The sequence below is a fragment of the Pseudoxanthomonas dokdonensis genome, assembly GCF_001431405.1.
Classification (GTDB): Bacteria; Pseudomonadota; Gammaproteobacteria; order Xanthomonadales; family Xanthomonadaceae; genus Pseudoxanthomonas_A; species Pseudoxanthomonas_A dokdonensis.
On the sequence record NZ_LDJL01000021.1, the window covers coordinates 1 to 12,101 of the forward strand.

Here is a 12,101-nt window from a genome sequence, read left to right on the forward strand (position 1 = left end):
CACTTGGGCTGTTAATTCACCCGGCAGACCATCAATGGACAAGGTCTCCCTCCTGTGGGGTGGCCGGGTAGGTGTGTATGACCACAACGACGCCGTCCAGAAGTGCCTGCTCGAAGTAGGCCACGCCTTCCGGCGTTGCCTCAGGAAGTTCGGCACGAGTCAGCAGATATGTCTCATCTACAGCCTGAAGCTGCCACCCGGCCTCTGCAACTTCACGCGTGGCCAACTCCACCGCAGCATGCTCAGACAACTCGGTGGTATAGACGTTGATCGTTGCCCCGCCGTACTTGGCGAAAGCCGGCGTATCTGGCCGCGGCAATGCTTCCACCATGACGAGTCGTACTGTTTCCATGCCGCCTAACGCCTGAATTAAGCCGACCCGCGAAGCGGGTTCGGCTTGAATGAATTGTTAGGCCGCAGCACGGAAGCCCACGCCAAGTAGTAGACGCTAGCTCCGACCAAGCCATGAAGAGCAAATGCGAGCACAGACTGGATGTAGTTGAGCCAGCCGTAGACAGTAGGCTCTCCCGCGACAACAAAATCTTGGTATTGACCGTACCAGCTGCCGCCTGATGAATAGCCTGGATTCCCACCGGGTAGCTCCCACCCTGCGAATATGGCCCCAGCCAATGATCCCGCCAAGGCGAGTGGCCACCAGCGGAACCGGCCAAAACGCCAGAGAATGAGCGAAAGAGGGACGCCAAGCAAAAGAACAAACGGCGTCGCGAAGAGCGTCGAATAGAAGAAGATCGGCCCGAGATCGCCCCACGGCATCTCCGCGCCACTCAACACGGAAGGCAAGACTAGCCAGAGTACAAGCACGAGCGGTTGAACCGCGATCGCTGCGATAGAGGAAACAACAGTCGTGAGGAGAAGTCTCATGCGGCCTAACGCCTGAATTAAGCCGAGCCGCGAAGCGGGTTCGGCTTGAATGAACTGTTATGTGGTGTTGCCCCGGGTCTGGCCGGTGTTGGCCGGCGCTGACGGAACCCCACCGCCAGCCGTGAAGATATCAGAACCGGGGCCGGAGCATCACTGGGAACGCTGGCCGCGCGCACTGGCTGAAGAGGACGCAGTGAAGGGCAAGCCAACCAACAGCGGTGAGGCGAAGTCCGGAGCGGACAGGGCTGGGCAGGAAGGGCTGGGCTGTGCATCCGGAGCCAACGCTCAACGATGACGCACGCTTGCCGAAGCAGGAACTGCCGACCCGTCATCGCAACACGACATAACACCTGAGTTAAGGGGACGCCCGCGTGGAGCGTTGCGTGATGCCAGCTATCATCGCGTTCCCCTTGAATGAATAGTTAGGGCTCCGAGAAATACTCGGCCCAGAGCCGCTCGTCCTGGTGATGTTGCCAAATAGTATCAAGCGCTGTCGTGTAACGCTCGAAGCTACTGGTTACGTCCACAGTGAAAGGCGTGACACTAGTTCCGCGGAGTTCAAGCTCCGATAGTTCCTCGGGGGAGAGCACGCCTGCATTAACCCACAGAGGCGAGGGCACCCTGCCGAGAGTAGCGACAAGTTCGGTATAGCCTGACCTTGTGATTGCGAAGAAAACCATAGGGCCTAACGCCTGAGTTAAGCCGGCCCAAAGCGGGGCGGCGACTGCGTGCTAGCGTAGCGTAGGCACGTAGGCGCTGCCACGATTTGGGCTCGGTTTGAACGAATTGTTAGACCGCACGTTGTTTGATAACAGTGGGCTCTATTGCTGGCGCTTGCCAAAGCTCAAGCCGATAGCGGTCATCCCCGTCCAACCCGTCCGGTGAGAGCGAATTTAACCCAGAGTAGCGGACGCGCACACGATATGTTCCTGGTGCGACTTCAATGCGCACCGCATCCGGAAAGTAGTCCGTGCAGCCAGCAACGACAATGCGCCCGCTTTGAACCGACATGCTGCACTCCACCACATGATCCCATGAGCTGAGCGTGAGTATTGGCTCTTTGTCGAGAATCTCGATGGAGACAGGAACATCCAAGTTGCGAACGGTGCCAATGCCAACGACGCCAGGCGCAACTGCGAGCAGGCGAGCTACGGCCTCATCGCTCCAAGCCTCCGAAAGATCTCCGTCCGCAGGCTCATCCTGAATGTAGAACTGAAAGTAGTCCGCAAAAATGGTGAAGTCGTGTGAAGGCATGGGTGCGGTCTAACGCCTGAATTAAGCCGAGCCGCGAAGCGGGTTCGGCTTGAATGAACTGTTAGGCCTCCCCGCCGGAAAGGCCCGCCGCCACAAGCTTAAGCCTTGCGACCGCCTCAATGGAACCGAAGCGGCGCGCCGCACGATAGCTATCTTTTACCGCGTCAGTGTCCGAGCAGAACTTGGCAAGGATGGTGTCCGCCACTTTCTGATGGAGGGCAATGCGCGCGGCGTACTTGGCCAGCACGGCTTGACCTGCATGATCCGACTCGTGGCCATCCAGGCCAAATGACCAATAGAAGTTGTCGTACTCGGCGCAGAAATCAGCGAACGACACGTGTCCAGCAGCACACTCGCGTACAAGCTCATCAGAGCGGTCTAGTGCCGCAATGAGATCAATCTCTGTCGGGTACGAGTTCATGTCTTGAGAGGCCTAACGCCTGAGTTAAGCCGCGCCGCGAAGCGGCAGGCAGTTCCTACGAATTGTTAGCCGCCATGCCTGCTACCTGTCCCATACGCCCGCCTCATACATGAGCCGCATGGTGTAGTTGACCTGCAGGGTTTGGTTGGCGCCACAGCTGACCTCGGTGGTTTTTCCACTCGGCGCCTCGACCATTATCGATGATGGGCTCCTCAACGGGTCTGCCAAGGTGTAGCGATAGCCGTTGTTCACGAACTCCACCGAGGCATTGCCGTTGCCGTACGAGGTGTACGTGAACGCTCCCGCTGGCGGGCGTTTGGCTGCCGGGTACGTAAACACCGTCTTGCCTGCCTTGAACGCCCGGTACTGCATGTAGCCCTGGGTGCGGTTCACCACACGAGACGAACAGAGCGAATACTCCCGCCTGCCTGCTGAGCAGGACCAGAGGGTGATCTCGTCTTTCGCACATAGGGGGCTGCCGGGATAATCATCGCTGTACGCCTCCCAGGTTGCTTCCCGTATGGAGTCCACGGGCCCGGTCTCCTGAGGGAACGCAGGCGGCGCTGCCAGAACCAAGGCAGTAAATAACAAAGGCCAAGTAATCTTGTTCATGGCGCCTAACTACTAGTAGATCCCGCATCCGGAGTGTTGCACGGGATGTTCAGGTGCGGGGCTGACCGTGTCAAGCTGGATTCCGACGCCCAATCAAGCAGTTGGCCGATATTGACGGTGCTTGGTGATGGCCGGACTGAGGGCCGGACACCTTGCAGGCGTGAGGGTATGAGATACGGCAGCGGAAACGTGGGTGTAACCAGGCTGGCTGTGCGCGTGCAACCTGTGCGTTTGTTGGTCGAAGTTCGCCGTCGATTGCGGTTTACACACTACAGGTTCCAGCGCGGTGCTCAGCCCGCTGGATCGATGACGCCGGCATTGGCGAATCCGGTCATCGCCTGATACTATCCCCCAGTATAGTAAGAGGTCTGCCGATGCCCCATTCGCCCGAAGAAAAAAAGAAGGTGCTCACCCGCGTGCGGCGGATCCGTGGCCAGACCGAGGCGCTGGAGCGTGCGCTGGAGCAGGGCACGGACTGCCTGCCGGTGCTGCAGCAGATTGCCGCCATCCGTGGCGCGGTCAACGGCCTGATGTCGGAAGTCATTGAATCCCACATGCGTGAGCAGTTCAGCAGCGCCGCGCCATCGCAGGCCCAGCGCCAGGCGCGGGTAGCGGAGATGACCGCGCTGCTGCGTTCCTATCTCAAGTAAATCGTCGGCGACGGCGGACTGCCGCCCGCTGGCTGTCGCCAACCCCATTTCCATCCGGAGAAAGAAATGAAATCACGTGCCGCTGTTGCCTTCGCCGCTGGCGAACCATTGAAGATTGTCGAGATCGACGTCGAGCCGCCACGCAAGGGCGAGGTGCTGGTGCGGATCACCCACACCGGCGTCTGCCATACCGATGCGTTCACCCTGTCCGGCGAAGACCCGGAAGGGCTGTTCCCGGCCGTGCTGGGCCATGAAGGCGCGGGCGTGGTGGTCGAGGTCGGCGAAGGGGTGACCAGCGTCAAGCCTGGCGATCATGTCATTCCGTTGTACACCGCCGAATGCCGTGAGTGCGAGTTCTGCAAATCGGGCAAGACCAATCTGTGCGTGGCGGTGCGCGCGACGCAGGGCAAGGGCGTGATGCCCGATGGCAGCACCCGGTTTTCCTACAACGGCCAGCCGATTTATCACTACATGGGCTGCTCGACCTTCAGTGAATACACGGTGGTGGCGGAAGTGTCATTGGCCAAGATCCATCCGGAGGCCAATCCCGAACAGGTCTGCCTGCTGGGTTGCGGGGTGACCACCGGCATCGGCGCGGTGCATAACACGGCCAAGGTCCAGGCCGGCGATTCGGTCGCGGTGTTCGGCCTCGGCGGCATTGGCCTGGCAGTGATCCAGGGCGCGCGCCAGGCCAAGGCTGGTCGCATCATCGCCATCGATACCAATCCGGCCAAGTTCGAGATGGCACGTGAAATGGGTGCGACCGATTGCGTCAATCCCAAGGATCACGACAAGCCGATCCAGCAGGTGGTCGTGGAGATGACCGGTTGGGGCGTGGATCATTCGTTCGAGTGCATCGGCAACGTCAACGTCATGCGGGCGGCGCTGGAATGCGCGCACCGTGGCTGGGGCCAGTCGGTGATCATCGGCGTCGCTGGCGCCGGACAGGAAATCAGCACCCGCCCGTTCCAGCTGGTGACCGGGCGCAAGTGGCTGGGCACCGCCTTTGGCGGGGTCAAGGGCCGCAGCCAACTGCCGGGCATGGTCGAGGACGCGATGAAAGGCGACATCCAGCTGGCACCGTTCGTCACCCACACGATGGATCTGGAGCAGATCAACGATGCCTTCGAGCTGATGCATGAAGGCAAGTCGATTCGCTCGGTGGTGCACTACTGAGCCGTTGACGCAACACCGATGGCCGGGCTGGCGTAGCTGCTCCAGCCCGGCATCGACAAGGAACAAAAGGAGGATCCATGCAACGTATCGAACACCGCGCCTGTTTCGGCGGCTGGCAGGACGTTTACCGCCATCACTCGCAGGTGTTGGGCTGCGAGATGAACGTCGGCGTCTATCTGCCACCGCAGGCCGCCGATGCGCCGTGCCCGGTGCTGTACTGGCTGTCGGGGCTGACCTGCAGCGAACAGAACTTCATCAGCAAGGCCGGTGCGCAGCGCTATGCCGCCGAACACGGGATCATCCTGATCGCGCCGGATACCAGTCCACGCGGTGATGATGTCGCCGATGCCGACGGCTATGACCTGGGCAAGGGCGCCGGCTTCTATCTCAACGCCAGCCAGTCGCCATGGGCGGCGCATTACCGCATGCACGATTATGTAGTCGACGAGCTGCCGGCATGGATTGAAGCACGGTTGCCGGCCACCAGCGCCCGTGCGATCAGTGGTCATTCGATGGGCGGCCATGGCGCGCTGGTGCTGGCGCTGCGCAATCCGGGTCGCTATCGCAGCGTATCGGCGTTCTCGCCGATCGTCGCGCCCAGCCAGGTGCCGTGGGGGCGCAAGGCGTTCACTGCTTACCTGGGTGATGACAGCCGTGCATGGCAGGCATGGGATGCCAGCGTACTGGTCGCACACGCCCGTGAAAAGTTGCCGCTGTTGATCGATCAGGGCAGTGACGATGAATTCCTGCAGGAGCAGTTGCGACCGGAGCTGCTGCAGCAGGCGTGCGCGCTGGCCGGGCATCCGTTGCAGCTGCGGATGCAACCCGGTTACGACCATAGTTATTATTTCATCAGCAGTTTCATCAGCGATCACATCGCCCATCATGCGGGTGCATTGTCCGAGTGAGGTTTGTCGGGCTATTTCGGGCGGGATGCGGGTAGCGGAGCGAGCTCCGCTCTACGGGGATCGGTGGCGAGCACATCGCGGATCATGCGCGTGCATTGGCCGGGTGAGGTTTGTCGGGTTATTCCGGGCGGGATGCGGATAGCGGAGCGAGCTCCGCTCTACGGGGATCGGTGCTGAGCCCATCGCGGATCATGCGCGTGCATTGGCCGAGTGAGGTTTGTTGGGCTATTTCGGGCGGGATGCGGGTAGCGGAGCGAGCTCCGCTCCACGCGGAGCGGTGGTGAGCTCATCGCGGATCATGCGCGTGCATTGGCCGAGTGAGGTTTGTTGGGTTGTTTCGGGTGGCATGCGGGTAGCGGAGCGAGCTCCGCTCTACGAAGAGCGGTGAGCCCATCGCGGATCATGCGCGTGCATTGGCCGAGTGAGGTTTGTTGGGTTGTTTCGGGTGGCATGCGGGTAGCGGAGCGAGCTCCGCTCTACGGGGATGGGTGTTGAGCACATCGGCCGAGTGAGGTTTGTTGGGTTGTTTCGGGCGGGGATGCGGGTAGCGGAGCAAGCTCCGCTCTACGCCAGGCGGAAGTCGGTGAAGGCGAAGCGGCCGTCGCGCAGCACGGTGTCGCCGCGTTCCAGCGCCAACGGCTGCTCGAACATCGGGCCGGCGCTGACCAGGGTATGGAACTCGCCATTCTCGCCGCAGCGGTCTACCGCTGCGTCCAGATCGTCCAGCAGGCCGGCATCGAAATCGCGGCCGGCGAAGCGCGCATCCAGTTGTTCGGTATCGACGCAGCACAGCTGCGCACGCAGGCCGGCGGCCTGCATCTGCCGCGCCAGTTGGGTGGTGTCACTGCCGAACAACGGCGTGATCGCTTCCCAGCCGATGCGCGCGCAATTGGCCTGGCGATAGGCGCGCACGTCTTCCAGGAACAGATCACCGAACGCCACGGTGCGCAAGGTTGGCCAGCGGCGCGCGGCTTCGGCCAGAGCCGCCGTCATCGCCGCGGCATAGTCTTCATTACTGCAGGGGTTGGGAATCACTGCTTCGATCAACGGCAGCCCGGCCGCACGCGCCTGCGCCTGCAGTACGTCGCGGCGGATGCCATGCATGGCCACGCGGTCGAACTCGGCATTGACCGTGGTCAACAGGCCGACCACATGTACGTGCGCGCACTGGCGCAGGGTGTGCAGCGTCCACGCCGCATCCTTGCCGCCGCTCCAGGACAGCAGCACCGGGCGCGGCGGCTGGCTCATGCTGCTGCCACGTCGCGCAGTTCCCAGGCGTTGCCGGCCAGCAGCGACAGCCGGTGTTTCAACACCCGTCCCGGGATCGAGGTGGTGGCGACCAGATTGACGCCCAGGTTGTCGTCCTCGCCACTGACCTGCGCCGACGGGTCGACCACGCCCAGGGTCTGATCGACCTCATCCGGATCGTCCTGCTGGCCGCGCCAGTGTTCGAACAACGCGCTGCTGCACAGGGCCTGCTGCAGCTGTTCGGCAAACGCCGGCGCGCCGTTGGCATGGAAGCTGATGGCCGGATCACTGCCGCGGGCGGCTTCGGGATCGGGCAGCCGGATGAAATAGCGCACAGGCATGGCGGGACCGTTGGCAACAAGAGGTGTGCCTAGGTTAGCCAATCCGCGTTAGCGCGCTGTTATGCGGCCTTGAACGGCATCGGATCAGCAGCAAAGCCGACCACCACCGCGCCCTTGCCAACGTTGACCATGCCGGTCAGGCTCATCACGCTTTCATAGACATCGACGTTGTGACTGGCGCAGGTGTCACGCAGGGCCTGGTAGCCGGGCAGGGCCCGCATCTCGGCCAGTTCGCCGCCGTAACTCAGGCACATTGTCGGCGTCATCAGCCCGGCTCGCACCCGGCCTTCGGCGAACTTGAACATCTGTTGCACCGCATTGTCGAAGCCCTTGATCTTGGCCACCGGCTCGGTTTTGCCGCCGGCGCCATACAGCACCGGCTTGATGTCCAGCGCGCTGCCCAGCGCCGCGCTCAACAGGCCGACGCTGCGGTCACCCTTGGTCCGCGCCCGCGCCCGCAGGTAATACAGGTCGCGCGGAATCATGTAGCCCTGGGTGTTGGCCGCCACCTGTTCCAGCCGTTCGCGGATGCGGGCGACGTTCTCGCCGCTGTTGCGCAGGCGCACCGCCTCGACCGCGGTCACCCCCTGGGCGGCGAACAGGGTCTGGGTGTCCAGCACCCGCAGTGCGAACGGCGAGTTGTAGCCGGCGGCTTGGCGCACCGGCTTGTAGTCGTTGAGGATGGCGAAACTGGCCTGCATCGCGTTGTCGTAGATCGGACTGCGGGTGCGGGTGATGGTCATGCAGAACACGTGGTCGTAATCGATCACCAGCTTGCCCAGGAACAGGTCCCGGATCTGGTTGACCGTGAACGGCGTGGTCTCGGCCTCGTGGCCGCGCTCGGCCACATGCGCGTGCAGGAAGCCCAGCGTGGCCTCCTCATCGCGGTGATCGGCCAGCACCGCGTCGCCGATGCGCACGGTGATCGGCAACACCACGATGCCGTTTTGTTCAATGAAATCCTGCGGTAAGTCGCAGGCCGAATCCACCACGATGCCAATGCGCATCCCAGCCCCTCCCGGCGTGATTGCGTCGCTAATACGTGAAAACTATCTCATTTGCGCGACGCCGTCTGCACATCCGTGCGAAGTCGCCGCGCACGGCGACCGGCCTGGCTGTCGATCAGGGCCGATACGCTGGCGGCAAGCCGCCTTGATCGCGCGGACGCGGCGATTGCAGGTAGCGGTCGCGCAGCTCGGTCTGGCGCGAACGCATCGGTATCGCGCGGCCACCCAGCCACATCTGCCGGGCGCTGTTGATGACGTCCAGCGGGTCACCGCTCCACAGCACCAGATCGGCCTGGCGACCGACCGCGATGCTGCCGATGAGATCCTCCACGCCCAGCGCCTGGGCCGGCACCCGGGTCAATGCCGCCAGTCCTTTTTCCCACGGCAGGCCATGGGCGACGGCGTTGCCGGCGTGCTGGCGGATCTTGCGCGCGTTGTGGCTGGCATCGCTGAACTGGCTGAAGCTGACCGCGACCCCGGCGGCATCCAGCCGCGCGGCGTTTTCCAGGGTCGCGCCGATCTGATCGAAGTTGGACGGCAGGTCGGCCAGTCCGTCGACGAACACCGGCACCTTGGCCGCGGCCAACTGCGGTGCCACCCGCCAGGCTTCGGCGCCACCAGCAATGGCGATGCTGACTTTTTCGCGGGCAGCCCAGCGCAGCAGTTGCGATATGTCGGCGGCGCGGTTGACTTCGAACATGATCCGGCCGCGACCGTCGAGGAACGCGGCCAGCGTGCGTCGACCGGCGGCGGTCAACAGGGCATGCGGCGAATCGGCCGGCATCCGTCCGCGTGCTTCATCGACCATCTGCTGCAGCAGCATCCACTGCGCCGCGCGCGAGTTGCCGCTGAGCTCGGCGGCCTTGGCGCCCAGGCGGATGAACAACACCCGCGAGCCGATCGGATCGCTGCCGCCATCCAGCCGCATCACCCCGCCCTGGCCGGCCACGAACGAGCCGCCGGTGGTGGCACCGAGCAGGGTGAAGCCGATGCCACCGACCCGCGCCACCGGCACCAGTACCGAGTCCGGGTTGTAGGCCAGGGTCACATCGAACTCCGGTCGCATCGGTTGCTGGTTAGCCAGCGACACGGCGCTGTCGTTGGTTTCCGATTCGCCCGACACTTCTTCGATGCCGATCTCGGTGATGCCGCCAAACAGCGCGGGCGTCAGTGGCAGGCCTTCGGCCTCGACCACGCTGGCCCCGGCCGGAGCTGCCAGGCCGCTGCCGATGGCGGTGATGCGGCCGTCGCGCACCAGCACGTCATGGTGCGGCAGGCTGCCCTGCGTGCTGGCGGTATGCACGTTGGCATTGCGGATCAGCAGATCCTGGGCCTGCAACGGCAGCACCGGCAGGCCCAGCATCAGCCCCGCCGCCAGCAGCAGTCGACGAGGGCGCCGCGACACTCCATTGAACAGGTTCATGGCGCCGCCTCCTGGCCGAGCATGAAGTCCGAATGCGGTTGCCGGCTGGCGTCGTCGCGGTCGTACACGCGGGCGCCATCGACGTACACCTGATCGGCCAGCGCGTAGACGCTGAAGGGATTCTGGTTCCACAGCACCACGTCGGCGCGCTTGCCGACGGTCAGGGTGCCGGTTTCCTGCTCGATGCCCAGTGACCTGGCGGCGTTGGCGGTGAGCCAGCGGATCGCGCGTTCGGGCGGGATCTCCATCTGCACTTCGCGGGCACTGGCGATGACCTTGGCTGCTTCCTGATTGAGCCGCTGGATGCCTTCTTCCGAATCCGAATGGACGATGGCGCAACCCTTGGCCGGGCGATCCACCAGCGCGATGTTTTCCGGGATGCCGTCGAAGGCTTCCATCTTGAATCCCCACCAGTCGGCCCACAACGCACCGCACACGCCTTCTTCGGCCAGCCGATCGGCCAGCTTGTAGGCTTCGACACCGTGGTGGAACGCAGCGACCTTGAAGCCGAACTCGCGTGCCAGGTCCAGCATGATCGCCATCTCGTCGGCGCGGTAGCAATGGATATGCACGCGGATGTCGCCGTTGATCGCCCCGGCCAGCGTGTCCAGCTTCAGATCACGCTTGCCGCCGCTGTCGCCGGAGCTGTCATCGCCGTCGCCGCTGTTGCGCGACCACCAGTGCTTGTTCTTCGGGTTGTCCTGTTTGGGCGCGTTCTTCTTCAGATACTCGCTGGCATCGATGAAGGCGGCGCGATAGCCGGCGACGTTGCCCATGCGGGTGGCCGGGCCGCCCTTCTGGCCGTAGACGCGCTTGGGATTCTCGCCGCAGGCCATCTTCAGCCCCCACGGCGCGCCGGGGAATTTCATTTCCTGGTAGGTGGTGGCCGGCACGTTGCGTAGGGTCACCCCGCGGCCGCCGACCAGGTTGGCCGAGCCCGGCAGTACCTGCAAGGTGGTGATGCCGCCAGCGCGGGCGGTATTGAAGCCCGGATCCTGCGGCCAGATCGAATGCTCGGCCCAGACGTTGGCGGTGACCGGCGCGGTCATCTCGTTGCCGTCGCTGTGGGCGCTGGCGCCGGGGCTGGGATACACGCCCAGGTGCGAATGCACGTCGATGATGCCGGGCGTCACCCAGCGGCCACGACCATCGATGCGGGTGGCGTTGGCCGGCGCCGCCAGTGACGGCCCGACCGCGCTGATCCTGCCATCGACCAGCAGCACATCGGCGTCATCCATGCGCTGACCATCACCAATCAGCACGGTGGCGTGTTCGATCAGCACTGGCGCGCTGGCAATCGGCTGGTAGGTGCTGGGATACGGATCGTCGGTGAAGCGCGAGGCAGCCGATACATCGGCGCAGTGGAACGCCAGCACGGCGCCGGCAAGCAACATCAAACGCATAGGTGGTTCCCCATTGATTCGCGGCAGACGCTACCGCCTGCGCGGGCCCATGCCAAGTGCCGGCGCTGGCGGAATGCGTGCGGACGCCGCGTACACGCGTTTTGCGCCAGCACAGTGGTCGGCGGATCCGATCAACGTGACTGGCGTGGACAGCAGCGTGATCGTTGCTGGTTTACCCTTGCAGCAGGCAAGGCAACGACGGGAACACAGAGATGAGCGATCCGGGCGAGGTGGTGCGATTCTGGCAGCAGGCCGGTGCGGAGAAGTGGTTCAGCCGCGACGACGCGTTCGACAATCGCTTCCGCCAGCGTTTCAGCGATGACCATCATGCCGCCGCGCGCGGTGAATACGAATCGTGGCTGCAGTCGGCTGAAGGGGCGCTGGCACTGCTGCTGTTGCTGGATCAATTTCCACGCAACTGCTTTCGCGGCAGTGCCCATTCCTATGCGACCGATGGCCTGGCCCGTCACTATGCCGAGCGCGCGCTCGAGGCTGGCCATGACCAGGCCTTCGAGCCGGCGCTGCGGGCGTTCTTCTATCTGCCGTTCGAGCATTCCGAATCCATGCAGGACCAGCAGCGGTCACTGGCGCTGTTCACCGCCTTGAATGAAGGCACCTACCAGCGTTACGCGCAGCTGCACCTGGACATCATCGAGCGTTTCGGCCGCTTCCCGCATCGCAACCCGGCGCTGGGGCGGGTCTCGACCCAGCAGGAGCTGGACTATCTGGCCGAGGGTGGCTTCAAGGGCTGAGCAAACAAAAAGCGCCCCGCGGGG

At 63.6% G+C, this 12,101-nt stretch carries 14 protein-coding genes; 4 read left to right on the forward strand and 10 right to left on the reverse strand.

The genetic code is table 11. The features are described from left to right. Positions 1-31 precede the first annotated feature (31 nt). From ABB29_RS15415 to ABB29_RS15440, 5 genes are all read right to left on the reverse strand, one after another. Positions 32-352 carry a hypothetical protein gene (locus ABB29_RS15415; RefSeq protein WP_057660650.1) on the reverse strand — a complete coding sequence of 107 codons (321 nt, stop codon included), beginning with the start codon at positions 350-352 and terminating at the stop codon, positions 32-34. A 17-nt stretch (positions 353-369) separates the two neighbouring features. Then, entirely contained in the window at positions 370-882 is a 513-nt protein-coding gene (locus ABB29_RS15420; protein WP_057660653.1) for a hypothetical protein, read from the reverse strand. A 789-nt stretch (positions 883-1,671) separates the two neighbouring features. Next, entirely contained in the window at positions 1,672-2,136 is a 465-nt protein-coding gene (locus tag ABB29_RS15430; protein WP_057660659.1) for a hypothetical protein, read from the reverse strand. A 61-nt stretch (positions 2,137-2,197) separates the two neighbouring features. Further along, complete coding sequence (locus ABB29_RS15435) at positions 2,198-2,473, reverse strand: hypothetical protein (protein ID WP_157062693.1); 276 nt, start codon at positions 2,471-2,473, stop codon at positions 2,198-2,200. A 165-nt stretch (positions 2,474-2,638) separates the two neighbouring features. After that, a complete protein-coding gene (locus ABB29_RS15440; protein WP_245622653.1) occupies positions 2,639-3,169 on the reverse strand; it encodes a hypothetical protein in 531 nt (176 codons plus the stop codon). A 374-nt stretch (positions 3,170-3,543) separates the two neighbouring features. Here ABB29_RS15440 and ABB29_RS15445 point away from each other — a divergent pair, with 374 nt between their 5' ends. The 3 genes from ABB29_RS15445 to fghA all read left to right on the forward strand — a co-directional run bounded on the left by ABB29_RS15445 (position 3,544) and on the right by fghA (position 5,903). Then, positions 3,544-3,819: a metal/formaldehyde-sensitive transcriptional repressor gene (locus ABB29_RS15445; protein WP_057660665.1), complete on the forward strand. Its 276-nt coding sequence runs from the start codon at positions 3,544-3,546 to the stop codon at positions 3,817-3,819. A gap of 66 nt (positions 3,820-3,885) precedes the next feature. Further along, complete coding sequence (locus tag ABB29_RS15450) at positions 3,886-4,995, forward strand: S-(hydroxymethyl)glutathione dehydrogenase/class III alcohol dehydrogenase (protein ID WP_057660667.1); 1,110 nt, start codon at positions 3,886-3,888, stop codon at positions 4,993-4,995. A gap of 77 nt (positions 4,996-5,072) precedes the next feature. Then, positions 5,073-5,903 (forward strand): S-formylglutathione hydrolase, encoded by an 831-nt coding sequence (fghA, locus tag ABB29_RS15455; protein ID WP_057660670.1) that lies wholly within the window; start codon positions 5,073-5,075, stop codon positions 5,901-5,903. 564 nt (positions 5,904-6,467) lie between these two features. Here the strand turns inward: fghA and ABB29_RS15460 are convergent. The 5 genes from ABB29_RS15460 to ABB29_RS15480 form a co-directional block, all read right to left on the reverse strand. After that, the gene (locus ABB29_RS15460; protein ID WP_057660672.1) at positions 6,468-7,151 is read right to left on the reverse strand and encodes a Dph6-related ATP pyrophosphatase; all 684 of its coding nucleotides are present in this window, start codon (positions 7,149-7,151) and stop codon (positions 6,468-6,470) included. Next, positions 7,148-7,492: a hypothetical protein gene (locus ABB29_RS15465; protein ID WP_057660675.1), complete on the reverse strand. Its 345-nt coding sequence runs from the start codon at positions 7,490-7,492 to the stop codon at positions 7,148-7,150. Before ABB29_RS15465 ends, ABB29_RS15460 begins: the two co-directional genes overlap by 4 nt. A 59-nt stretch (positions 7,493-7,551) precedes the next feature. Beyond that, a complete protein-coding gene (locus tag ABB29_RS15470) occupies positions 7,552-8,499 on the reverse strand; it encodes a DegV family protein (RefSeq protein WP_057660676.1) in 948 nt (315 codons plus the stop codon). A gap of 115 nt (positions 8,500-8,614) precedes the next feature. After that, positions 8,615-9,922 carry an amidohydrolase family protein gene (locus ABB29_RS15475; RefSeq protein ID WP_057660681.1) on the reverse strand — a complete coding sequence of 436 codons (1,308 nt, stop codon included), beginning with the start codon at positions 9,920-9,922 and terminating at the stop codon, positions 8,615-8,617. Continuing rightward, a complete protein-coding gene (locus ABB29_RS15480) occupies positions 9,919-11,325 on the reverse strand; it encodes an amidohydrolase (protein ID WP_057660684.1) in 1,407 nt (468 codons plus the stop codon). Before ABB29_RS15480 ends, ABB29_RS15475 begins: the two co-directional genes overlap by 4 nt. 212 nt (positions 11,326-11,537) lie before the next feature. Between ABB29_RS15480 and ABB29_RS15485 the strand changes: the two genes are divergently transcribed. Beyond that, the gene (locus ABB29_RS15485) at positions 11,538-12,077 is read left to right on the forward strand and encodes a DUF924 family protein (protein ID WP_057660686.1); all 540 of its coding nucleotides are present in this window, start codon (positions 11,538-11,540) and stop codon (positions 12,075-12,077) included. Positions 12,078-12,101: the final 24 nt, after the last annotated feature.

Excerpts from the sequence above, each read along its gene's own strand:
- ABB29_RS15420 (WP_057660653.1), bottom strand. The coding sequence starts at position 882 with ATGAGACTTCTCCTCACGACTGTTGTTTCCTCTATCGCAGCGATCGCG.
- ABB29_RS15445 (WP_057660665.1), top strand. The coding sequence starts at position 3,544 with ATGCCCCATTCGCCCGAAGAAAAAAAGAAGGTGCTCACCCGCGTGCGG.
- ABB29_RS15460 (WP_057660672.1), bottom strand. The coding sequence starts at position 7,151 with ATGAGCCAGCCGCCGCGCCCGGTGCTGCTGTCCTGGAGCGGCGGCAAG.
- ABB29_RS15415 (WP_057660650.1), bottom strand. The coding sequence starts at position 352 with ATGGAAACAGTACGACTCGTCATGGTGGAAGCATTGCCGCGGCCAGAT.
- ABB29_RS15480 (WP_057660684.1), bottom strand. The coding sequence starts at position 11,325 with ATGCGTTTGATGTTGCTTGCCGGCGCCGTGCTGGCGTTCCACTGCGCC.
- ABB29_RS15430 (WP_057660659.1), bottom strand. The coding sequence starts at position 2,136 with ATGCCTTCACACGACTTCACCATTTTTGCGGACTACTTTCAGTTCTAC.
- ABB29_RS15450 (WP_057660667.1), top strand. The coding sequence starts at position 3,886 with ATGAAATCACGTGCCGCTGTTGCCTTCGCCGCTGGCGAACCATTGAAG.
- ABB29_RS15470 (WP_057660676.1), bottom strand. The coding sequence starts at position 8,499 with ATGCGCATTGGCATCGTGGTGGATTCGGCCTGCGACTTACCGCAGGAT.
- ABB29_RS15465 (WP_057660675.1), bottom strand. The coding sequence starts at position 7,492 with ATGCCTGTGCGCTATTTCATCCGGCTGCCCGATCCCGAAGCCGCCCGC.
- ABB29_RS15475 (WP_057660681.1), bottom strand. The coding sequence starts at position 9,922 with ATGAACCTGTTCAATGGAGTGTCGCGGCGCCCTCGTCGACTGCTGCTG.
- fghA (WP_057660670.1), top strand. The coding sequence starts at position 5,073 with ATGCAACGTATCGAACACCGCGCCTGTTTCGGCGGCTGGCAGGACGTT.
- ABB29_RS15440 (WP_245622653.1), bottom strand. The coding sequence starts at position 3,169 with ATGAACAAGATTACTTGGCCTTTGTTATTTACTGCCTTGGTTCTGGCA.
- ABB29_RS15485 (WP_057660686.1), top strand. The coding sequence starts at position 11,538 with ATGAGCGATCCGGGCGAGGTGGTGCGATTCTGGCAGCAGGCCGGTGCG.